This is a genomic window from Sphingobium sp. GW456-12-10-14-TSB1 (assembly GCF_059424385.1).
The window spans coordinates 1,984,910-2,005,657 of record NZ_JBWKZI010000001.1 but is presented as its reverse complement, the minus strand read 5'-3'; the positions used below and the strand labels follow the sequence as shown (position 1 = coordinate 2,005,657).

Here is a 20,748-nt window from a genome sequence, read left to right as displayed (position 1 = left end):
CCCCTTAGATACTGCCAAAGCCGGGCGCTTCGCCACGCGCGGCGGGGTTCAGGCGTTTGGGCCGTTTCCATCCGATGCGGGGGCGTTTGCGCAACCGCAGCGTCGGCCAGTCGCCCCGGTCGGTCCGTTCAGCCAGGCGCATGCCCTGCGCGCGATAGGCGGCCAGCACGGCATCGACCTGCGTGTCGAGCAGGCCCGCCAGCAGGATCGTGCCGCCATCCTCGACCAGCGCGCAGAGCGACGGCGCCAGTTCGATCAGCGGTCCGGCCAAAATGTTCGCGATCAGCAGATCATAGGGCGCACGCCCGATAATCGCTGCATGATTGGCCCCGGCGGCGGTCACCAATGCCAGTCGTCCAGGCCCGGCCCCTAGCGGCACGCCATTGGTCGCGGCATTTTCCGCGCTGATTTCGACTGCGACCGGGTCAATGTCGGACGCGATCGCATGGGCGCGCGGCCACAGGTTCATCGCCGCAAAGGCGAGCAGGCCGGTGCCGGTGCCGATGTCGGCCATATTGTTGAACCGCATGCCCACCTGGCGCATCCGGTCCAGCATCGTCAGGCATCCGGCCGTTGTTTCATGCTGGCCAGTGCCAAAGGCGCGGCTGGCCGCAATCAGAATATTGACCTGGCCCGGCTGTTCCGGATCGCTGGCAAGGTTGCGGACATGGAAGCGTCCGGCAGTGACCGCTTCCAGCCCCTGCTGGCTCAACGTCACCCAATCCTCGTCCGGCAGCGCCTCGACCAGCGGTTTGGTTCCGGCGGCGCTGGGAACCATCGACCGCAGCAACTTGATCGCGGCGGCGCTGGGCTTGCCCTCGAAATAGGCGTCGAGCTGCCAGGCATTGTCGTCGTCTGGCGCCGCCTCGCTGGTCATCAGCACCGGCGGCCGCTCCATCAGGGCAAAGGCGGCAATTTCCCCGTCCAGCGCCTCGGCTTCGATACGGGTGCAGGGCAGGGTGACTTTCCAGCTTTGTGCAGGACTTTGGGCAGCGGTCATGCCGCCGCCTTTAGCCGACCATGGAGGAGAGGGGAAGCGCGGGAGGATTGGATCGGCCTGTTCCCGCCTGCGCGGGAACAGGCCGATCCGCTATCAGGCGACTTGTCGACCGAAATCGGATGATGCGTGACGCAGGCTGGCAAGCTTGCCTTCGACGCTGACGAAGCCGCGTTCGAGCTGGTCGATTTCCGACGCGACGACCTCGGTATCCTGCCGGATGGCCGAAATGGTGGTCGACATCGAATCGGCGGCGAGCGCTGTTTCATCGACGGCGGCGGTGATCATGGTGACGGTCTGCGCCTGCGCGTCCATCGCATGACGGATGCGCTCGGCACTGGCCTGCACTTCGCCCACCGTATCGCGGATGCGTTCGTTGGTTTCCACCGACAGGCGAGTCGATGCCTGGATGTCGGCGATCTTGCCCGCAATCTCGTCCGTCGCGCGCGCCGTCTGGTTGGCCAGGCTTTTGACCTCCTGCGCGACCACGGCAAAGCCGCGCCCGGCATCGCCTGCGCGCGCCGCCTCGATCGTGGCGTTGAGCGCCAGCAAATTGGTCTGCCCGGCAATGTCGCGGATCAGGCCCAGGATCGATTCGATCGATTTGGCATGTTCGGACAGGGTGGAGGACATGGTGACCGCATCGCCCGATTGTTTCGCGGCGCGCAGGGCAACTCCGGCTGCCCCCTCAACCTCGGTACGGGCGTCCTCGATGGCGCGGATCAGCCCGGCCGACGTGCGGGCCGCTTCCCGCATCGCCAGGGCGGATTGTTCGGCCGCCGCCGCGACTTCCGATGCCTTGCCCAGCATCCCGCGCGTTGCAGCCGAAGCATCCTTGGCCTGTTCGCGCAGCGATTCGCCCAATCGGGTCGCGCCGTCGATTTCACCGACGATTCGCTGTTCGAACAAGGAACCGAAACGCTGCCGTTCGGCACGTTGCGCATCGGCCTGATCGTTCGACAGGACATTGGTCATCAAGCCTGCGTCCATCATGGCGATGTGGAGCATGACGAGCGTCAGGCGCTGGCTTCGCTCCGCGTCATCGCGACTATATTCCCATATCAGGGCGATGATCTTTTCGTTTGCCGCGGCAACGGCGTTGAGCACCGACCGCACCGACACGCCATGTTTGCGGGCGTTGCGCACGCAATCCGCAGCCGACTGGGCCCAGAGCGCATCCTTGAAGTGCAATAGCTTCTGCTCGACATAGCGGTGCGTTTCTCTCTCGATCGCACTGATCGCTGCGGAACTCAGTTTCTCGCGCAGCCCGGTCTTTTGCATATAGGTCGTGAAAAAGGCGTCCCCCACGCTCGCCAGGCTGTCCTTGATCAGCAGGCCAATCTCCTGCGCACCCTTGGAAAATTTGTCATTCGGGTCGATTTTCGAGATCAATTCCGGGCTCACGGTGCCGTTCCGGCTATTGTCTGGTGATGCGGCGAAGGACGACATGATGGGACAGCCCCTGTTGGTGCAATGCTATTTGGCAGGCCGACCTTAGCGCGCTTTGGTTAATCACTTCTTATGATCGCGGGATACGATCGTTGGGGCAGCCATGCTTTGCACCGCTTGCCCTCATGCGCGTTCGCTCTTAAGGGGATCGCACTTATAGGGACATTTCAGGGACAAGGGTAGACATGGCGCGAACCAACAGCCGGCCGCTCTCGCCGCATTTGACGATCTGGAAATGGGGCCCCGCGATGGCCATTTCCATCCTGCACCGCGTGACCGGCAACGGCCTTGCGACGGTTGGCGCGCTGGGCCTCGTCTGGTGGCTGATGGCTGCCGCGATTGGTCCTGAAGCCTATGCGACCTTCATCACATGCGCGACCTCGCCCTTTGGCTATCTGGTGATGATCGGCATTACCTGGGCCTTTTTCCAGCATCTCTTTTCCGGGCTGCGCCATTTCGTTCTGGATATGGGGGCGGGCTATGAACTGCGCACCAACAAGAGCTGGTCGATCGCGGTGGTGGTCGCTTCGGTGCTCGTGACCGCCCTTGTCTGGCTCTATATTTTCGGAAAGGCCTTCTGATGGGTAACGGAACTGGTATAGGCCGCGTCCGTGGCCTTGGGTCGGCGCGGCATGGCGCGCATCACTGGCTGGCGCAGCGCTACACCGCCGTCGGCAATCTGCTGCTGGTGCTCTGGCTGATCTTCAGCCTCCTGACCCTGCCTGGCCTCGACTATGAAAGCGTCGTGCTGTGGATCGCCAACCCGCTGGTCGCGGTGCCGATGATGCTGATGATCGTCAGCATTTTCTGGCATCTGCGCCTTGGGATGCAGGTGATGCTGGAAGATTATGTCCATGACAAGGGACTGGCCTTCTTCTCCATCCTGCTGCTCAATTTCTATGCCTTTGGCGGCGCGGCCGCGGGCGTCTTTGCGATCGCCAAGATCGCCTTCACGGGGGTCGTCGAATAATGACGCAAGCCTATAAGATCATCGACCATGTGTATGACACCGTGGTTGTCGGCGCTGGCGGTTCGGGCCTGCGCGCGACCATGGGCAGCGCCGAAGCGGGCCTCAAGACCGCCTGCATCACCAAGCTGTTCCCCACCCGCAGCCACACCGTTGCGGCGCAGGGCGGCATCGCCGCCAGCCTTGGCAACAACTCGCCCGATCACTGGACCTGGCACATGTACGACACCGTCAAGGGGTCCGACTGGCTGGGCGATCAGGACGCGATCGAATATATGGTGCGCGAAGCACCCGCCGCCGTCATCGAACTGGAACATGCGGGCGTGCCGTTCAGCCGGAACGACGACGGGACGATCTACCAGCGTCCCTTTGGCGGCCATATGCAGAATATGGGCGCCGGCCCGCCGGTGCAGCGCACCTGCGCCGCCGCCGACCGCACCGGCCACGCCATGCTCCACGCGCTCTATCAGCAATCGCTGAAATATGATGCGGACTTCTACATCGAATATTTCGCCATCGACCTGATCATGGAAAATGGCGAATGCCGCGGCGTGATCGCCCTGTGCATGGAAGATGGCTCGATCCACCGCTTCCGCAGCCATGCGGTCGTGCTGGCGACCGGCGGCTATGGCCGCGCCTATTTCTCCGCCACGTCGGCGCACAGCTGCACCGGCGACGGCGGCGGCATGGTGCTGCGCGCAGGGCTTCCGCTCCAGGATCTGGAATTCGTGCAGTTCCACCCGACTGGCATCTACGGCGCGGGCGTGCTGATCACCGAAGGCGCGCGCGGCGAGGGCGGGTATCTCACCAACTCCGAAGGCGAGCGTTTCATGGAACGCTATGCGCCCTCGGCCAAGGATCTGGCGTCGCGCGACGTCGTGTCCCGCTCGATGGCGATGGAAATGCGCGAAGGGCGCGGCGTTGGCGAGCATAAGGATCATATCTTCCTGCACCTCGACCATATCGATCCCAAGGTGCTGGCCGAACGGCTGCCCGGCATTACCGAAAGCGGCAAGATTTTCGCTGGCGTTGACCTGACCCGCCAGCCGCTGCCGGTGACGCCGACTGTCCATTACAATATGGGCGGCATCCCCTGTAACTATCATGGCCAGGTCGTGACCAAGAAGGGCGATGATCCCGAAGTGGTCGTGCCCGGCCTGTTCGCGGTCGGCGAAGCGGCCTGCGTGTCGGTCCATGGCGCGAATCGCCTCGGCTCCAACTCGCTCATCGACCTTGTCGTGTTCGGTCGCGCTACCGGCCTGTTCCTCAAGGACAATCTGAAGCCGAACGCGCCGCACAAGCCGTTGCCGTCGGACGCCGCCGATCTCGCGCTCGGTCGCCTCGACCATTATCGCAATGCCAAGGGCGGCACGCCGACGGCGGACATTCGCCTCGACATGCAGCGCACCATGCAGAAGCACGCCGCCGTGTTCCGCGACAGCGCACTCCTGTCCGAAGGCGTCACCCGGATGCAGGCGGTCAACAAGCGGCTTCAGGACGTCAAGGTCAGCGACCGCTCGCTGATCTGGAACACCGACCTTGTCGAAACGCTCGAACTCGACAATCTCATGAGCCAGGCCATCTGCACGATGGAAGGCGCCGAAGCACGCAAGGAATCGCGCGGCGCCCACGCGCATGAGGATTTCCCCAACCGCGACGACGAAAACTGGATGAAGCACACCATCAGCTGGTTCGAAGGCTGGGGCGGTTCGGGCGGCAAGGTGACGCTCGATTACCGTCCGGTCCACGACTATACGATGACCGACGAAGCGGAATATGTGAAGCCCAAGGCACGGGTGTACTGATCCAGCCATTCCTGGCTGACGGTAGAAAAGAAGGCGGACCTGAGGGTTCGCCTTTTTTTCTGCGCGGTTGATCTCATCGACTATGGGACAGGCGTGATCGCGGCGTCTATGGCACGTATCGGCGGGGGCGTGACGGGATGCTCCAACCGCCTTGGCCGATACTGTCTGTTACGGTGAGGCCAAGATACAAATGCGCTCTGATAGTCGACACCTGGCGCGTGGCGTGCATCGATGATCCGCGCCCGTTTATTGTTGACCATGCATAAATTTGGTCAAGGCGGGGCCGACCGGGTCGCCGTGCATTTGGCCAGCGGCTTTGCGGAGGCTGGCAAGGACGTTGTTATTGCGCGGATGCGGACGGACCGGGAGGGTGAGGCTGCTCTTGGATCATTGTGCAATCCGGCCGTGAAGCTCGCGACGGCGGGAGAGCCCCTGGGCTCTCGCAAGCTGGAACTGGCGCGAGGCCTGCCAATGATTGTCCGTCGAATTTGGGCTGAGCGTCCGCATGTCGTTCTGGCGACAAGTAACAATATCGGCCTTGTTACCGCACTCGCCACTTTCCTTGTGCCGCGTTCCGGCATCCGGTTTGCGTTCAAGACCACCAATCCCGTCATCCGCCCGCGCGACAGCAGCAAAATTGCGCGCTGGTATCGGCGTAGGCTCTACGCCTTCATTTTCAGCCGCTTCGATCGCATCTTGCCGCTGACACATGCAGAACAGCGGACCTTGACGGCGCTCTATCCGCAGCATGCGCACAAGCTGCAAACGGTGCTCAATCCCTATGTCAGTGACGCCATGCTCGCTGATTTTGCGCCGCAGACCCCTGCCTGCGATGCGCCTCGCACCATTGTCGCACTCGCGCGCATGATGCCGCAAAAGCGGCTCGACCTTTTGATCACGGCCTTCGCGCGCATGCGTCGACGGCAGGATAGACTGGTCATCGTCGGCGAAGGACCGGAGCGGGTCGCGATCGAAAGGCTCATCGCCCAATTGGGATTGAGCAAACGGGTCGAACTGGCCGGCTTTGTGAGTGACGTGGTCCCCTGGCTGCGCAAGGCTGATCTGTTCGCCCTGTCATCACATTATGAAGGCCTGCCAGCCGCCGTGATCGAGGCGCTTGCCACCAATTGTCCGGTCGTCACGACGGATTGTTTCGACGGCGCCGCCCTGCTGTTGCGTGCCGCGCCTCATTGCGCCGTCGTTCCGCGCGGTGATGCCGATGCACTGGCCGCCGCGCTCGACCGGGGGCTTGATTATAGCGAACGACCGACATGCCTGCGCGCCATTGCCCGCCAATATGGGATGGCGGCGGCGATCGAATCCCATCTCTCGATCCTGGACGGGCTGGCTGCTGCCGCACAAGCGGAACGGCCTGGCGAGGTGCATGACGGCATCAAACGGGCGTTGAACTGAACCGCACCAGCGCTTCGTAAACGTCCAGCGGTGGCTTGTTTGTTACCGACAGGCCGCTGCGCATCAGGAACAGGTGCCGCACGATCTCCGCCTGCTGCTCGATGCCATAGCGCTCGAACGGCTTGCCCGGCACGACATCATAGCCATAGCGGCAGAAGGGATGCCGCATCAGCGGCAACCACCACCGCCCCGACCGCTGCGCCTGCCACACATGGGTCATCTCATGGATGAAATGCCCCTGTATATGCAGCGGGCTTTCACAGAAATCCGCGCAGAACAGCCCGCCCTCCGGGTGAAACCACAGGTCGCCATCGGGCGCCATCGTCACGCCCCTGGGCTGGAACGGCCACCATTTGCGCGCATGCACCCGTACCCGGCCATAATCGATCGCCGCGCCGAACACGCCCCGCGCCAGCGCAATTTCATCGGGCGTCAGGCTACGGCTGCTCAATGACCCTCATGCTCGCCAGCAGGCTTGGCTGCCCCTGAGCCAGTGCCTGCGCCCGCCGCCTCCGGCTTGCGGATCACCGCATCGACCAGCAAGCGGTCGCCATTGGCCATCAGGAAGGTCAGCTGCATCTTGCCCCGGCTGATCGCGGTATCATTGACGCCCCACAGCATCAGATGCTTGCCGCCGGGGGCGAAGGCGACCTCACCCTTGGCCGGAATATCGACACTGTCGATTCGCTCCATCGTCATCATGCCGTCCTTGTCGACGCTTTCATGCATCTCGACCTTGAGCGCGTAATCGGTCAGCACGCCGCGTATCTGCCCGCCCGCATCGCCGCCATGCGCGACGAAATAGCCGGCCGATGGCGTTTCCTTATTGGGGCTCAACCGTACCCAGGCCTGGTCGATATAGGTCGGTGCCGGGTCGCCGCACGCGGCCAGCGCCAGCGGAGCCAAGAGGGCGAAAAGGGCAAAGGGGGCGCGCATCAACTCATTCCTGACTGTCTCGTTTCCGGTCAGCGTACATAGGTAATCGCCCCAGCTTCTTGTGCCAAGCAAAAGCGCCCCTATATCGCCCTTGCAAACCGGCCTTGCCTTGGCGCTTTCGTGAGGTATGGGGCCATCAACCGCTGAATAGAATTTGGGGTTCAAAGAGGACACAATGGCAAAAGTTATCGGTATCGACCTTGGCACCACCAACAGCTGCGTCGCCGTCATGGACGGTGGCAAGCCCAAGGTAATCGAAAATGCGGAAGGCGCGCGCACGACGCCGTCCATCGTCGCCTTCGCCAAGGATGGCGAGCGCCTGATCGGTCAGCCGGCCAAGCGCCAGGCGGTCACCAATCCGGACAGCACGATTTTCGCGGTCAAGCGCCTGATCGGCCGCCGCTTCGACGATCCCATGACCAAGAAGGACATGGAACTCGTCCCTTATTCGATTGCCAAGGGTCCGAATGGCGACGCCTGGGTCAAGGCCGGTGGCCAGGATTACAGCCCCTCGCAGATCAGCGCCTTCATCCTGCAAAAGATGAAGGAAACCGCCGAATCCTATCTGGGCGAAACCGTCACCCAGGCGGTCATCACCGTGCCTGCCTATTTTAACGACGCCCAGCGTCAGGCGACCAAGGATGCCGGCCAGATTGCGGGCCTGGAAGTGCTGCGCATCATCAACGAGCCGACCGCGGCCGCGCTCGCTTATGGTCTCGACAAGCAGGACGGCAAGACGATCGCGGTTTACGACCTTGGCGGCGGCACGTTCGACATTTCCATTCTGGAAATCGGCGATGGCGTGTTCGAAGTGAAGTCGACCAATGGCGACACTTTCCTGGGCGGCGAAGATTTCGACGCCAAGCTGGTCGAATTCCTGGCCGCCGACTTCCAGAAGTCCGAAGGCATTGACCTCACCAAGGACAAGCTGGCGCTCCAGCGTCTGAAGGAAGCGGCTGAAAAGGCCAAGATCGAGCTGTCCTCGGCCCAGACGACCGAAGTCAACCTGCCCTTCATCACCGCTGACCAGAATGGTCCCAAGCATCTGGTGAAGTCGATCACCCGCGCCGATCTGGAGCGTCTGGTCGCCGACCTCATCAAGCGCACCATGGAACCCTGCAAGAAGGCGATGGCCGACGCAGGCGTTTCGGCCAGCGAGATCAGCGAAGTCGTTTTGGTCGGCGGTATGACCCGCATGCCCAAGGTGCGCGAAGCCGTGAAGGAATTTTTCGGCAAGGAACCGCATACCGGCGTGAACCCGGACGAAGTCGTCGCCATGGGCGCGGCGATCCAGGCGGGCGTGTTGCAGGGCGACGTCAAGGACGTGCTGCTGCTCGACGTGACACCGCTCAGCCTCGGCATCGAAACGCTGGGTGGCGTGTTCACCCGCATGATCGACCGCAACACCACCATCCCGGCGAAAAAGTCGCAGGTCTATTCGACCGCCGACGATAATCAGCAGGCGGTGACGATCCGCGTGTTCCAGGGCGAGCGCGAAATGGCGGCGGACAACAAGATCCTCGGCCAGTTCGACCTGGTCGGCATCCCCCCGGCGCCGCGTGGCGTGCCGCAGATCGAGGTGACGTTCGACATCGACGCCAACGGTCTGGTCAATGTGTCCGCGAAGGACAAGGGCACCGGCAAGGAACAGCAGATCCGCATCCAGGCTTCGGGCGGTCTGTCGGACTCCGACATCGACCAGATGGTCAAGGACGCCGAACGCTTCGCCGAAGAGGACAAGAAGCGTCGTGAAGCGGCCGAAGCCAAGAATAACGCCGAAAGCCTCGTCCACACGACCGAGCAGCAGCTGGCCGAACATGGCGATAAGGTCGATGCGAGCCTGAAGGGCGAGATCGAAACCGCCATTGCCGACACCAAGTCTGCGATCGAAAGTGGTGACGCTGAAGCCATGAAGGCCAAGGCGCAGGAACTCGCCACGGTCGCGATGAAGCTGGGTCAGGCCATTTACGAGAAGGAGCAGGCTGCGGCCGCTGCGCCGGGCGCTGAAGCACCCAAGGCGGACGACGATGTCGTCGACGCCGAATTCTCCGAAGTGGACGACAACAAGGCTTGAAGCTGAAGCCCTATACCCGTCACCCCGCCGCCAGGCGGGGTGACGGGACAGCCGGGCGGGGGTCCGAATGACGACCGAAATCGACTATTATGAATTGCTCGAAGTCGAGCGCACCGCCGACGCGAGCGTGCTGAAAAGCGCCTATCGCAAAATGGCGATGAAATATCACCCGGACAAGACCGGGGGATGCACCGATAGCGAAGCCAAGTTCAAGGCCGTGTCGGAAGCCTATGAGGTTCTGAAAGACCCGCAAAAGCGCGCAGCCTATGATCGTTTCGGTCACGCGGCCTTCAAGCAGCAGCAACAGGGCGGCGGTGGCGGATTCCATGCCGGTGCCGGCGGCTTTTCCGACCTTGGCGACATATTCGAGACGATTTTCGGCCAGGGCGGGGGCTTTGGCGGCGGCGGTCGCCAGCAGCAGCGGCGCGGCGCGGACCTGCGCTATGATCTCGAAATCACCCTCGACGAAGCCTATCATGGCAAGCAGACCGAGATTCAGATCGAGGTTTCGGTCGTCTGCGACAGTTGCGACGGCTCCGGCGCGGAACCGGGAACCAGCGTCAAGACCTGCCCGACTTGCAAGGGCCATGGTCAGGTCCGCGCGCAGCAGGGCTTTTTCGTGGTCGAACGCACCTGCCCGTCCTGCCATGGCGCGGGCAAGGTTATTGAAAGCCCCTGCCGCTCCTGCCGGGGCGAAGGCCGGGTGGACAAACCCAAGACTCTGTCGGTCAATGTTCCCGCTGGCGTGGACGATGGCACCCGCATCCGTCTGTCGGGTGAGGGCGAGGCGGGCGCGCGTGGCGCGCCTGCGGGCGACCTCTACATCTTCCTCCACGTCAAGCGTCACTCGCTGTTCGAGCGTGATGGCACGACGCTCTTCTGTCGCTGCCCGGTCAGCTTCACGACGGCCGCGCTCGGCGGTACGATCGAAGTGCCGGGTCTGGACGGCGTGCGCCACAGCATCAAGATCCCGGTCGGCATTCAGTCGGGCAAGCAGATCCGCCAGCGTGGCGCGGGCATGCCGGTCCTCAACGGACGCGGGCAGGGCGATCTCGTCGTCCAGATCGACGTCGAAACGCCCACGAAGCTGACGGCCAAGCAGAAGGAACTGCTCGAAGCCTTCCGCGAAACCGAAACCGGCGAAGAATGCCCGGCCTCGACCGGATTTTTCGGCAAGATCAAGGATTTGTGGGGGGATTGATCGCTGGCATCATGGTGCTCCCGCGAAGGCGGGAGCCCAGTCCTACCCTCTGAACTGGACTCCCGCCTTCGCGGGAGTACGTCACGTCAGGCTGCACGCTCTCGCCGCGCCCACCAATAAAAGGGCAACCCCGCCGCCATCAGCAGCACGCTCGACCCGCTCGCCACAATTCCCGCGCCCCATAGCGTCCACAGCGCATAGCCCAGCCCCACGACCGCGGCGGGCACCACCACTTTGAACCGCATGCTCGCCAGCGCGCAACCGACATAGAGCCACAGCGTCGCCGATGTCGCGAGCAGCGCCATGGCGGTAAACAGCGCCACCAGCCCCTGCAAACTATTGGCGACCAGTAACAGGGTGGCGAGCAGCGTGGACACTATCAGTCCGCGCACCGGCGTCCCCCTCGCATTGGTTCCCGCCAGCCAGCGCGGCAGTTCGCCCGCGCGCGCCATCGCCAGCGGCACCTCGCCCATCAGCAGCGTCCAGCCATTGAGCGCCCCCAGGCAACTGATCGCCACGAACAAGGCGATGAAGCGCGCCGGGCCGGGCGACCAATAATGGCTGACAAATGCGCCAAAGGGCGATCCGGTCTGCGTCTCCGCCGCTGGCAGGGTCAGCGCTATTCCTGAACAGACCAGCAGATAGATCAGCCCCGTTACCGCCGTGCCGATCAGCGTCGCGCGCGGGATCGTTCGCGCCGGATCACGCACCTTGTCCGCCGCGACGCTGGCCGACTCGAAGCCCAGCAGCGCCCAGAGCGTCAGTGCCGCCGATGCGGTAATCCCCGCGCCCGTCAGCCCCTGCGCCGGGAAGGGCGCGACCTGTGCCGTGCCATTCCCCACCGTCATGACCAGGAGGACCAGCACCACCGCGATCGGGATCAGCTTGATGACCGTCGTGACGATCTGCGTCATGCCCGCTGCCCGCGCGCCGATCAGGTTGATGCCCGTCATTGCCCACAGCAAGCCGATCGACATTATCGCCCCGACGCCCGGCCGCGCCAGCAGCGGCAGGACGCTGGACAGATTGGCCGTCGCCGCGACTGCAATCGTGACATTGGTGATGATGATCGACAGCCAGTAGATCCAGCCAATCGCAAACCCGGCAAGCGGCCCATAGGCCCGCGCGATCATCTGCGACGCGCTCGTCCCCGGCAGTGCCACCGTCAGCCGCGCTATGACGAAGGCCAGCACCAGCGACCCGGCGATCGTAAACCCCCAGCCTGCCACCGCATCCCAGCCGAAGGGCGCGAGCGCGGCGGGCAGCAGGAACACGCCCGACCCGATCATATTCCCCATCACCAGCGCGATGCAGGCAGCCAGGCCCAGCGTGCGGGCAGGCGCCGGACTGGCGGTGATGGTCATGGCTGGCGTCCCCCTTGAAAGGGGTCAGCCTATCGCGGGTGGCGGGCCTTGGCCACCCATGTGGCCAGACCCGCCTTCATTGGCGTTACGCCGCCAGGAACATATCCGGGTCCAGCGCCATCAGCGCTTCGGCGCCACCTTCCATCTTGCGGCGCAGCGATCCCGCGTCGGGCATGATCCGCTCGGCAAAGAAGCGCGCCGTCACCAGCTTGGCTTCCAGATACTTCGCGTCCCCTTCGCCCGCCGCCAGCAGTCCGGTCGCGGCCTTGGCCATGCGCAACCACATCAGGCCGGTCGCAACGATGCCCAGGATATGCATATAATGATGCGCGCCTGCGCCCGCATTGTCGGGGTTCTTCATCGCATTCTGCATCAGCCACATGGTCGCGGCCTGCAACTGGCCGGTCGCCTTTTCCAGCGCTTCGGCGAAGGCGCCGAGCTTGGGCTCGGCCTTGGCATCGGCCACTTCGGTCGCGATGATCTTCAGCAACGCCTGCAACGCGCGGCCACCATTCATCGGCAGTTTGCGGCCGACCAGATCCATCGCCTGCACGCCGTTTGTGCCTTCATAAATCTGGGCGATGCGCGCGTCGCGGACATACTGCTCCACGCCATTTTCCCAGATATAGCCATGGCCGCCAAACACCTGCTGGCTGGATACCGCGACATCGAAACCCTTGTCGGTGCCATAGCCCTTGATGACCGGGGTCAGCAGCCCGATCAGATCGTCGGCTTGCTGGCGCTCTTCTTCGGTGGCGGCATAATGCGACAGATCGACCTGCAAAGCCCCCCACAGGATCAGCGCGCGCAACCCTTCGGTGATGGCCTTGCCCTCCATCAGCATCCGGCGCACATCGGGATGAACGAACAGCGTATCGGCCTTTTCTTCCGGGTCCTTCGGCCCGGTCAGCGCGCGGCCCTGCCGCCGGTCGCGGGCATAATGAACCGCGTTCTGCAGGGCGATTTCGCCCTGGGCCAGACCCTGGAGGCCAACGCCCAGTCGAGCCGCGTTCATCATGATGAACATCGCGGCCAGCCCCTTATTCTCCTCGCCGACCATCCATCCGGTTGCCCCGTCATAGTTCATGACGCAGGTGGCGTTGCCATGGATGCCCATCTTATGCTCGATCGAACCACAGGACACGGCGTTGCGCTCGCCCAGCGACCCGTCGTCGTGCAGCAGGATCTTGGGAACGACGAACAGCGAAATGCCCTTGCTGCTGTCGGGTGCGCCCGGCGTCTTGGCCAGCACCAGATGGATGATATTTTCCGACAGGTCATGCTCGCCCGCCGAAATGAAAATCTTGGTCCCGGTGATCGCATAGCTGCCATCGGCATTGGGCACGGCCTTGGTCTTGATCAGGCCCAGATCGGTGCCGCAATGCGGCTCGGTCAGGTTCATCGTGCCGGTCCACTGGCCCGACACCATCTTGGGGATATAGCGCTGCTGCAATTCATCGCTGCCCTTGGCGATCAGCGCCGCGACCGCACCGGCGGTCAGGCCATGATACATTTCAAACGCCTGATTGGCCGACAGCACATATTCGTCCACCGCCGTCGCCAGGACGGACGGCAGACCCTGTCCGCCAAATTCGGCCGGCGAATGCAGCGTGGTCCAACCGCCCGCGACAAACTGGTCGAAAGCGTCCTTGAAGCCCGTCGGCGTGGTCACGCTGCCGTCGGGGTGACGGGTGCATCCTTCCTTGTCGCCCACCGCGTTCAACGGGAACAGCACTTCCGCAGCAATCTTGCCGCCTTCGGTCAGGATCGCCTCGACCAGGTCGGGCGTCGCATTTTCAAAGCCGGGCAGGTTGGCATAGCGTTCCAGTCCGACGACATGATCCAGTACGAACCGTGTGTCGCGAACGGGGGGGGTATAAGTGGGCATGATCGTCTCCGGGCGTTTTTCTTATCGGGAAAGGGCGGGTAGGGGAGGGCGTCAGTCTTTGGCGATGGCCGCAACGAAATTGGCCAGTTCGGCAATGGCCGCGTCAATATCGTCCTTTTGCCGGGTCAGCAGTTCGATCCGCGCCTGACATTTGGCGGCCGTGACGCGGCGCTGCTCTTCATGTTCTTCATCGGCGTCATACAGGTCGATCATCTCGCGAATTTCGGTCAGGCTGAAACCGACCCGCTTGCCGCGCAAAATCCACGCCAGCCGCGCGCGGTCGCGCCGCGAATAGATGCGGGCCAGACCTTGCCGTTCGGGCGCGATCAGCCCCTCATCCTCATAGAATCGCAAGGCGCGCGCCGTGACGCCAAACTCTTCGGAAAGGTCGGAAATGCTGTAGCTCTGCTGGTCCCGATGGTCGGGTAGCTCGATGCCGGCGATGCTGCTGCGCTTGTCCATGACGCATGATGTAACGCGGCTTTACGTTTACGTCAAGGTGAGTTCAGGGCAACGCGCGCTGGACCTATTGCCCTAGTGACAAGGCAGCGCCTCGTCATTATGGCGGCCCCCACATGACGGAGGCGATCAGACATTCCAGCACCGCGCGCGGCCTCCTTGCCGCATTGGCGCTGCTCGTCCTGGCCGTCCAGTTGTTCGTGCCGTCGGGTTTCATGCCTGTCCGCACGGATCGGGGCGTCATCATAACCCTCTGTACCGGGCAGGGCGCAATCAACGTGCGGGTCGATCGCGACTTGGCGCCGGGCAAGGGCGATCATGCGCCCGACGATGGCATGGCCGGGCATATGCCCTGCGCCTTCGCCGCTTCGGTCCAGCCCGCCGTGCCGCCGCTGCTGCTTGCAGACCTGCCGCTGCCTGCCTGGCAACTGGCCTATGGCCCGATCGCCTTCGCGCTCAAGACGGGTCAGATCGCGCGCCTCGCCGCGCCCCCGCCGCCTTCATCCGGGCCGCCAACCGCTTAACGACATCCTCCCCCTGAGGGGGAGGTGGCAGCACGAAGTGCTGACGGAGGGGTGTCACCCTCTCGATAACTTGACACCCCTCCGTATGGCCTCTGGCCAGCCACCTTCCCTTGTAGGGAGGATGCAATTTGCCCGGCCCCAATCCTGACAAGAAAGTCAGGAAACCACACTATATCAATAGGTTAAAATTCATGCGTATCACCCACGCCACGCGCAGCGTTTCGCTGTGCGCCATCGCCTTTGCCCTGTCGACTACCACTGCCTTCGCCGACGAAGCCCCCGACCAGAGCCGCATCATCGTCACCGCCAGCGCGCTTGCCCAGGAAGCCGCCGCCCGCGTCGAGCGCACACCGGGCGGCGTCGATGTCGTGGCCGCCGACGATTTTGAGAATAAGCTGGCCGTCTCCCTGCGCGACGCGCTCACCTTCTCGCCCGGCGTCTATACCCAGCCGCGCTTCGGGCAGGAGGTTCGCATCTCTATCCGTGGTTCGGGCCTGTCGCGCGGCTTCCACATGCGCGGCCTGACCCTGTTGCAGGATGGCATTCCGATCAACCTGGCCGACGATAATGGCGACTTTCAGGAATTCGACCCGCAGGTTTTCCAGCATCTGGAGGTCTATCGTGGCGGCAATGCGCTGCGGCTGGGCGGATCGACGCTGGGCGGCGCGATCAATGCCGTCACCCCGACCGGACGCAGCGCGCCGGGCGTTGAACTGCGCGTCGATGGCGGCAGCTTCGACACGATCCGCACCAAGGCCGCCTATGGCTATGCCGATGACCGGGGCGATGCCTTCGCCGCGATCACCAGCGATCGGTCGGATGGCGACCGCGATCATGGCAAGCGGAAATCCTATCGCTTCAACGGCAATGTCGGCGTGAAGATCAGCGAGACAATCGAATCCCGCTTCTACGCCAGCGCCCAGACCATCCGTCAGAAATTGTCCGGCTCGCTCAGCGAAAAATCGGTGCTGACCAACCCGACCAAGGGCAATTTCGTTGGCGATCAGGCGCGCGACATTGATTCGATCCGCCTGCAAAACCGCACGACCATCCAGCTTGGTGGCGGCCAGCTGGCCTTCGGCCTGTTCCTCAATGCCAAGGATCTCTACCATCCCATCTTTCAGGTGATCGACCAGAAATCGGAAGATCGCGGCGCTTTCGCCAGCCTAGATCTGGCGGGCGATCTGGGTGGACTGCCGGTCGAACTGACGCTTGGTACGCAGGCGCGTTTCGGCAAGGTTACCGCGCGCCAGTTTATCAACCTGTCGGGCAAGCGCGGCGCGCCCACCGCCAATGTCCAGCAGCGCGCCCAGACGATCAACAGCTATGGCGAAGTCCGCGTCGCCCCCACGCCCGGCCTGTGGCTGATCGCGGGCGGGCTCTACACCCATGGCGAACGGCGGATCGACAACCGCTTTGCCCCGCAACGCAGCGGCGACGCCAGCTTCGACGCTTTTTCGCCCAAGATCGGCCTGCTCTACAAGCCCGACGAAGCCTTGCAATTCTACGCCAATTATAACCGCTCGGTCGAACTGCCCGGCTATAGCGAACTCAGCCAAACGCCCGCAGGCGGCGCGCCCGGCTTCACGCCCGTCGGCACGCAAAAGGCGTGGACCGCGGAAATCGGCACCCGTGGCCGCATCGGCATCGCATCCTGGGACGTCAGCCTCTATCGCGCCGACATAAAGGGTGAGATGCTGCAATTCAATGTCGTGCCCGGCGTCATCCCCGCCGCCACCTTCAACGCGGACAAGACCCGGCATCAGGGCGTCGAGGCCGGTCTGGACCTCGCTTTCACTCCATGGGCATCGCTCCGCCAGGTCTATCAATATAGCGATTTCCGCTTCCGCAACGACGCCATCTATGGTGACAATCGCCTGCCGGTGGTGCCGCGCCATTTCTACCGCGCCGAACTCAAACTGGGGACCGACAGGCTCAGCATCTCGCCCTCGGTCGAATGGCTGCCGCAGGGGGCGTGGGTCGACTATGTCAACAGCAAGCGGGTCGGCAACTATGCCCTGCTCAATCTGGGCGCACAGGCGCAAGTGCGCGAAGGCGTCACCCTGTTCCTCGATGCGCGCAACCTGACGCAGAAGCGCGCAGTCGGCGACATCAGCGCGCTCGTTCGCTACACGCCCGACAACGCGGGAACACCCGCGATCGACGAAGGCAGCGTCGCCTTCTACCCGCTCGAACGCCGCGCCATCTATGGCGGCGTGCGCGCGCGTTTCTGAACCGGGGGGGCAGGACGATGGATGACACAGGCTTCTACCGGGCGATGTGGCGCTGGCATTTCTATGCCGGCCTGATCGTCCTGCCCGTGCTGGCACTCATGGCGGTGACGGGCGCGCTCTATCTCTACAAGCCGGAGATAGAGGCGACGCTCTATCCCGTCCATATGGCGACGACGCCGTCCGGTGCGTTGCTTCCGCCATCGCGCCTGGCCGCTGTGGTGGAACGGACGACAGGCGCGCAGGTAACGCAAATCGTTCGTCCCGCCACCATGTCGGAAAACTGGCGGGTGATGACCAAGGTGGAGGGCGGCCCGCCAACGGTCCATTTCGTCGATCCGCGCGATGGCCGGATACTCGGTCAGATGCGCGGCGGCGGCTTCATGAAGGTCATCAAGGATTTGCACAGCCTTGCGCTCACCGGCCCGGTCGGCAACCGGCTGGTGGAGGTCGTCGCGGGCTGGGCGATCCTGCTCTGCATCACCGGCCTCTATCTGCGCTGGCCCCGGCGCGGCCAGCCCGCGCTGGCGATCCGGGGCAGGACATCGGGTCGCCTCTTCTGGCGCGACCTGCACGGCACGCTGGGTTTCCTGTCGGCTGGCGTCATCCTCTTCCTTGCGGTGACGGGGATGCCATGGACGGAAGTCTGGGGCGGCGGGCTGCGCGCCGTCGTGGCCGCCAACGACTGGGGACGGCCCAAAATGGCGGTCATCCCATGGAGCGCGCCGGCCAGGGATGCGCTGCCATGGACGCTGCGCGAAGGCGGCGCGATCGCGGGCGATGCAGGCGACATCGGCGTTGATCAGGCTCTGCGCATCGCCACCGCGCATGGCATGGGCGGCGTGCAGCTCATCCTGCCCGCCAGTCCCGGCGCGCCCTATCTCGCCGCCTCCATCGTCACCCAGGCGCAGGACGCGCGCGCCATCACCATCGACGCGGCATCGGGCGCGGTGGTGCAGGATATGGACTGGCGCATGTTCGGTCCGGGCGCAAAGGCGGTCGAATGGGGCATCGCCACCCATCAGGGCCAGCAATATGGAGAGGTCAACCGGCTGCTGATGCTCGCGGCTTGCCTGTGCCTCCTCCTCCTGTGCCTGACCGCGCCGGTCCTGTGGTGGAAGCGGCGGCAACAGGGGCGGCTCAGCGCACCGCCCGCCGCCACCCCCGCCGCCCGGCGCATGGTGGCGGGGTTGATGCTGTTCATCGGCCTGTTGTTCCCGTTGACCGGCCTCAGCATGCTCGTCGCCTTGCTGGGCGAATGGATCATGGGCCAGCGCCGGACGGCCTAAATCCCGTTCGGGCTGAGCTTGTCGAAGCCCCGTCCTTCTGCTCGAAAGAAAAGGACTCCCCTTCGACAAGCTCAGGGCGAACGGATTAAATGAGGGGGCAGGCTTCCGTCCAAGGCGGACGGTTTTCTTATCCAGCCACATCATCTACAGCCCGTCCATGATCCGTCTCTCCGGCCTCCAACTCCCGCTCGACCATCCTGCCGAAGCGATCCCTGCCGCCATCTGCGCCCGTCTGGGCATCCCTGCCTCCGACCTGCTGTCCCACAGTCTGGTGCGGCGCGGCAATGACGCGCGCCGCCGCAGCGCGATCCAGCTTGTCTATACATTCGACATCGCCGCCAGCGACGAAGCCGCCATCCTCGCCCGTTTCGCTGGTGACAAGGATGTGCGCCCCGCGCCCGACACACGCTACAGATTCGTGACCCACGCCCCCGAAGGCGGTCTGGCGCAGCGCCCGGTCGTCATCGGCGCGGGACCATGCGGCCTGTTCGCTGGCCTGATCCTCGCGCAAATGGGGTTCCGCCCGATCATCCTGGATCGCGGCAAGCCAGTGCGCGAACGGACGAAGGATACATGGGGCCTGTGGCGTCGCGCCGAACTGAACCCGGATTCCAACGTGCAGTTCGGCGAGGGCGGGGCGGGCACATTCTCCGACGGCAAACTCTATTGCCGCGTCAAGGACCCGCGCTTCCTCGGCCGCAAGGTGCTGGAGGAGTTCGTCGCGGCGGGCGCCCCTGACGACATATTGTGGGAAGCCCATCCCCATATCGGCACCTTCCGCCTCGTCACCATGGTCGAATCCATGCGCCGCCAGATCGAGGCGCTGGGCGGCGAATATCGCTGGCAGACCCGCGTGGACGATCTCGCGCTGGAGCCAGCGGGCGAGGGCGCCCATAGGCTGCGTGGCCTCCATATGCAGGATGGCAGTTTCCTCGAAGCCGACCATGTCGTCCTCGCAGTCGGGCACAGCGCCCGCCCGACCTTCGAAATGCTGCACAGCCGCGGCGTCCATATAGAGGCCAAGCCCTTCTCCATCGGGGTGCGGATCGAACATCCGCAAAGCTGGGTCGATCGCGCCCGCTACGGCAATTGCGCGGGCCACCCGGATCTGGGCGCGGCCTCCTATAGCCTGGCCCATCACTGCGCCAATGGCCGCACCGTCTACAGTTTCTGCATGTGCCCCGGCGGCCGGGTCGTCGCCGCGACGTCGGAGGAAGGGCGCGTCGTCACCAACGGCATGAGCCAGTATAGCCGCGCCGAATTCAACGCCAATTCAGGACTGGTGGTCGGCATCGATCCCGCGCGCGACTATCCCGAAGGCCCGTTGGCGGGCATCGCGTTGCAACGTCGCTGGGAATCGGCGGCCTTCGTCGCTGGCGGCTCCTCCTACTTTGCGCCCGGTCAGACCGTGGGCGACTTCATGGCCGCTCGCCCGTCCACCGCCTTGGGAGAGGTCGTCCCCTCCTACAAGCCGGGCGTTACCCCCACCGATCTGGCGCGCTGCCTGCCCGACTATGTGGTCGACGCCATTCGGGAGGCGCTGCCTGCCTTTGGCCGCCAGATCAGCCATTACGACCATCCTGACGCGGTCATGACCGGCGTGGAAACACGCACATCCTCGCCCATCCGCATCACCCGCGGCAAGGATTTCCAGAGCCTCAATGTCGCTGGCCTATACCCCGCTGGCGAGGGCGCAGGCTATGCCGGGGGCATCCTTTCCGCCGCGATCGACGGCATCAAGGTGGCGGAGGCGGTTGCGCGGGGAATGATGCGATAGGCTGGCAAAATCCGGCGCACCCGATATGCTCTACCCGAAATCGCATATCGGGAGAGACAGTCATGACCAGCGACGTCCGCATAGCCCTCGAACGGTTCCAGAATTTCATTAGCCGGTTCAGCCACAGCGGCATGATCGATCCCGTCACCGGCTTCACGACCGGCGACGCAGCCCTGCTGATCGGCGAGATCGAACTGGCCGAAGCTCATCGCCGCATGGAACAGCATCACCCGCACGACGACACCTGACGTCAACGGCCAGGCCAACAGCCTTGGAAATCGCGATTTTTTGGAAATGGATGCCCGACAAGGATTCGAACCTTGATTGACGGAGTCAGAGTCCGCTCTCTTACCATTAGAGGATCGGGCATCATG

Annotated in this window: 18 protein-coding genes and 1 tRNA gene; 11 read left to right on the top strand and 8 right to left on the bottom strand. The window is 63.8% G+C overall.

Going from position 1 to position 20,748, the window contains the following annotated elements:
- Positions 1-4 precede the first annotated feature (4 nt).
- Positions 5-1,000, bottom strand: a complete 996-nt coding sequence (locus AC07X9_RS09725) for a 50S ribosomal protein L11 methyltransferase (RefSeq protein ID WP_017181381.1) — start codon at positions 998-1,000, stop codon at positions 5-7.
- 93 nt (positions 1,001-1,093) lie between these two features.
- Positions 1,094-2,446, bottom strand: a complete 1,353-nt coding sequence (locus tag AC07X9_RS09720; protein WP_086485757.1) for a methyl-accepting chemotaxis protein — start codon at positions 2,444-2,446, stop codon at positions 1,094-1,096.
- A gap of 185 nt (positions 2,447-2,631) precedes the next feature.
- Between AC07X9_RS09720 and sdhC the strand changes: the two genes are divergently transcribed.
- The 4 genes from sdhC to AC07X9_RS09700 all read left to right on the top strand — a co-directional run bounded on the left by sdhC (position 2,632) and on the right by AC07X9_RS09700 (position 6,631).
- Positions 2,632-3,027, top strand: coding sequence for a succinate dehydrogenase, cytochrome b556 subunit (gene sdhC, locus AC07X9_RS09715; protein WP_017180897.1), 396 nt, complete (start codon positions 2,632-2,634; stop codon positions 3,025-3,027).
- Positions 3,027-3,416 carry a succinate dehydrogenase, hydrophobic membrane anchor protein gene (gene sdhD, locus AC07X9_RS09710; protein ID WP_017180896.1) on the top strand — a complete coding sequence of 130 codons (390 nt, stop codon included), beginning with the start codon at positions 3,027-3,029 and terminating at the stop codon, positions 3,414-3,416. The genes sdhC and sdhD overlap by 1 nt, the downstream gene beginning before the upstream one ends.
- A complete protein-coding gene (sdhA, locus tag AC07X9_RS09705) occupies positions 3,416-5,218 on the top strand; it encodes a succinate dehydrogenase flavoprotein subunit (protein ID WP_017180895.1) in 1,803 nt (600 codons plus the stop codon). The genes sdhD and sdhA overlap by 1 nt, the downstream gene beginning before the upstream one ends.
- 231 nt (positions 5,219-5,449) lie before the next feature.
- A complete protein-coding gene (locus AC07X9_RS09700; protein WP_026002030.1) occupies positions 5,450-6,631 on the top strand; it encodes a glycosyltransferase in 1,182 nt (393 codons plus the stop codon).
- Here AC07X9_RS09700 and AC07X9_RS09695 read toward each other — a convergent pair.
- Both AC07X9_RS09695 and AC07X9_RS09690 read right to left on the bottom strand, forming a co-directional pair.
- Positions 6,612-7,082 carry a hypothetical protein gene (locus AC07X9_RS09695; RefSeq protein WP_017180893.1) on the bottom strand — a complete coding sequence of 157 codons (471 nt, stop codon included), beginning with the start codon at positions 7,080-7,082 and terminating at the stop codon, positions 6,612-6,614. The genes AC07X9_RS09700 and AC07X9_RS09695 overlap by 20 nt on opposite strands.
- Positions 7,079-7,567 (bottom strand): copper chaperone PCu(A)C, encoded by a 489-nt coding sequence (locus AC07X9_RS09690; protein ID WP_017180892.1) that lies wholly within the window; start codon positions 7,565-7,567, stop codon positions 7,079-7,081. Before AC07X9_RS09690 ends, AC07X9_RS09695 begins: the two co-directional genes overlap by 4 nt.
- A 175-nt stretch (positions 7,568-7,742) precedes the next feature.
- On the opposite strand from AC07X9_RS09690, the gene dnaK reads away from it, so the two are divergent.
- Positions 7,743-9,641 carry a molecular chaperone DnaK gene (gene dnaK / locus AC07X9_RS09685; protein ID WP_017180891.1) on the top strand — a complete coding sequence of 633 codons (1,899 nt, stop codon included), beginning with the start codon at positions 7,743-7,745 and terminating at the stop codon, positions 9,639-9,641.
- 67 nt (positions 9,642-9,708) lie between these two features.
- A complete protein-coding gene (gene dnaJ, locus AC07X9_RS09680; RefSeq protein ID WP_017180890.1) occupies positions 9,709-10,842 on the top strand; it encodes a molecular chaperone DnaJ in 1,134 nt (377 codons plus the stop codon).
- A gap of 86 nt (positions 10,843-10,928) precedes the next feature.
- Here the strand turns inward: dnaJ and AC07X9_RS09675 are convergent, their stop codons facing one another.
- The 3 genes from AC07X9_RS09675 to AC07X9_RS09665 all read right to left on the bottom strand — a co-directional run bounded on the left by AC07X9_RS09675 (position 10,929) and on the right by AC07X9_RS09665 (position 14,556).
- The gene (locus AC07X9_RS09675) at positions 10,929-12,206 is read right to left on the bottom strand and encodes an amino acid permease (RefSeq protein WP_017180889.1); all 1,278 of its coding nucleotides are present in this window, start codon (positions 12,204-12,206) and stop codon (positions 10,929-10,931) included.
- 85 nt (positions 12,207-12,291) lie between these two features.
- Complete coding sequence (locus AC07X9_RS09670) at positions 12,292-14,094, bottom strand: acyl-CoA dehydrogenase C-terminal domain-containing protein (RefSeq protein WP_017180888.1); 1,803 nt, start codon at positions 14,092-14,094, stop codon at positions 12,292-12,294.
- Positions 14,095-14,145: 51 nt separating this feature from the next.
- Entirely contained in the window at positions 14,146-14,556 is a 411-nt protein-coding gene (locus AC07X9_RS09665) for a MerR family transcriptional regulator (RefSeq protein WP_017180887.1), read from the bottom strand.
- Between the two features lie 113 nt (positions 14,557-14,669).
- On the opposite strand from AC07X9_RS09665, the gene AC07X9_RS09660 reads away from it, so the two are divergent.
- The 5 genes from AC07X9_RS09660 to AC07X9_RS09640 all read left to right on the top strand — a co-directional run bounded on the left by AC07X9_RS09660 (position 14,670) and on the right by AC07X9_RS09640 (position 20,622).
- Positions 14,670-15,077, top strand: coding sequence for a hypothetical protein (locus AC07X9_RS09660; protein WP_017180886.1), 408 nt, complete (start codon positions 14,670-14,672; stop codon positions 15,075-15,077).
- Between the two features lie 191 nt (positions 15,078-15,268).
- Positions 15,269-17,311: a TonB-dependent receptor family protein gene (locus AC07X9_RS09655; protein ID WP_017180885.1), complete on the top strand. Its 2,043-nt coding sequence runs from the start codon at positions 15,269-15,271 to the stop codon at positions 17,309-17,311.
- Between the two features lie 17 nt (positions 17,312-17,328).
- Positions 17,329-18,597, top strand: a complete 1,269-nt coding sequence (locus AC07X9_RS09650; RefSeq protein WP_244917199.1) for a PepSY-associated TM helix domain-containing protein — start codon at positions 17,329-17,331, stop codon at positions 18,595-18,597.
- A gap of 157 nt (positions 18,598-18,754) precedes the next feature.
- Entirely contained in the window at positions 18,755-20,374 is a 1,620-nt protein-coding gene (locus AC07X9_RS09645) for an NAD(P)/FAD-dependent oxidoreductase (RefSeq protein ID WP_017180883.1), read from the top strand.
- A 62-nt stretch (positions 20,375-20,436) separates the two neighbouring features.
- Positions 20,437-20,622: a hypothetical protein gene (locus AC07X9_RS09640; protein WP_017180882.1), complete on the top strand. Its 186-nt coding sequence runs from the start codon at positions 20,437-20,439 to the stop codon at positions 20,620-20,622.
- Between the two features lie 47 nt (positions 20,623-20,669).
- Here AC07X9_RS09640 and AC07X9_RS09635 read toward each other — a convergent pair.
- Positions 20,670-20,743 (bottom strand) — tRNA-Gln (locus AC07X9_RS09635).
- Between the last annotated feature and the right edge of the window lie 5 nt (positions 20,744-20,748).

Excerpts from the sequence above, each read along its gene's own strand:
- dnaK (WP_017180891.1), top strand. The coding sequence starts at position 7,743 with ATGGCAAAAGTTATCGGTATCGACCTTGGCACCACCAACAGCTGCGTC.
- sdhD (WP_017180896.1), top strand. The coding sequence starts at position 3,027 with ATGGGTAACGGAACTGGTATAGGCCGCGTCCGTGGCCTTGGGTCGGCG.
- AC07X9_RS09670 (WP_017180888.1), bottom strand. The coding sequence starts at position 14,094 with ATGCCCACTTATACCCCCCCCGTTCGCGACACACGGTTCGTACTGGAT.
- sdhA (WP_017180895.1), top strand. The coding sequence starts at position 3,416 with ATGACGCAAGCCTATAAGATCATCGACCATGTGTATGACACCGTGGTT.
- AC07X9_RS09690 (WP_017180892.1), bottom strand. The coding sequence starts at position 7,567 with ATGCGCGCCCCCTTTGCCCTTTTCGCCCTCTTGGCTCCGCTGGCGCTG.
- AC07X9_RS09700 (WP_026002030.1), top strand. The coding sequence starts at position 5,450 with ATGATCCGCGCCCGTTTATTGTTGACCATGCATAAATTTGGTCAAGGC.
- AC07X9_RS09640 (WP_017180882.1), top strand. The coding sequence starts at position 20,437 with ATGACCAGCGACGTCCGCATAGCCCTCGAACGGTTCCAGAATTTCATT.
- AC07X9_RS09650 (WP_244917199.1), top strand. The coding sequence starts at position 17,329 with ATGGATGACACAGGCTTCTACCGGGCGATGTGGCGCTGGCATTTCTAT.
- AC07X9_RS09720 (WP_086485757.1), bottom strand. The coding sequence starts at position 2,446 with ATGTCGTCCTTCGCCGCATCACCAGACAATAGCCGGAACGGCACCGTG.
- AC07X9_RS09725 (WP_017181381.1), bottom strand. The coding sequence starts at position 1,000 with ATGACCGCTGCCCAAAGTCCTGCACAAAGCTGGAAAGTCACCCTGCCC.
- sdhC (WP_017180897.1), top strand. The coding sequence starts at position 2,632 with ATGGCGCGAACCAACAGCCGGCCGCTCTCGCCGCATTTGACGATCTGG.
- AC07X9_RS09655 (WP_017180885.1), top strand. The coding sequence starts at position 15,269 with ATGCGTATCACCCACGCCACGCGCAGCGTTTCGCTGTGCGCCATCGCC.
- AC07X9_RS09660 (WP_017180886.1), top strand. The coding sequence starts at position 14,670 with ATGACGGAGGCGATCAGACATTCCAGCACCGCGCGCGGCCTCCTTGCC.
- AC07X9_RS09645 (WP_017180883.1), top strand. The coding sequence starts at position 18,755 with ATGATCCGTCTCTCCGGCCTCCAACTCCCGCTCGACCATCCTGCCGAA.
- AC07X9_RS09665 (WP_017180887.1), bottom strand. The coding sequence starts at position 14,556 with ATGGACAAGCGCAGCAGCATCGCCGGCATCGAGCTACCCGACCATCGG.
- AC07X9_RS09675 (WP_017180889.1), bottom strand. The coding sequence starts at position 12,206 with ATGACCATCACCGCCAGTCCGGCGCCTGCCCGCACGCTGGGCCTGGCT.
- dnaJ (WP_017180890.1), top strand. The coding sequence starts at position 9,709 with ATGACGACCGAAATCGACTATTATGAATTGCTCGAAGTCGAGCGCACC.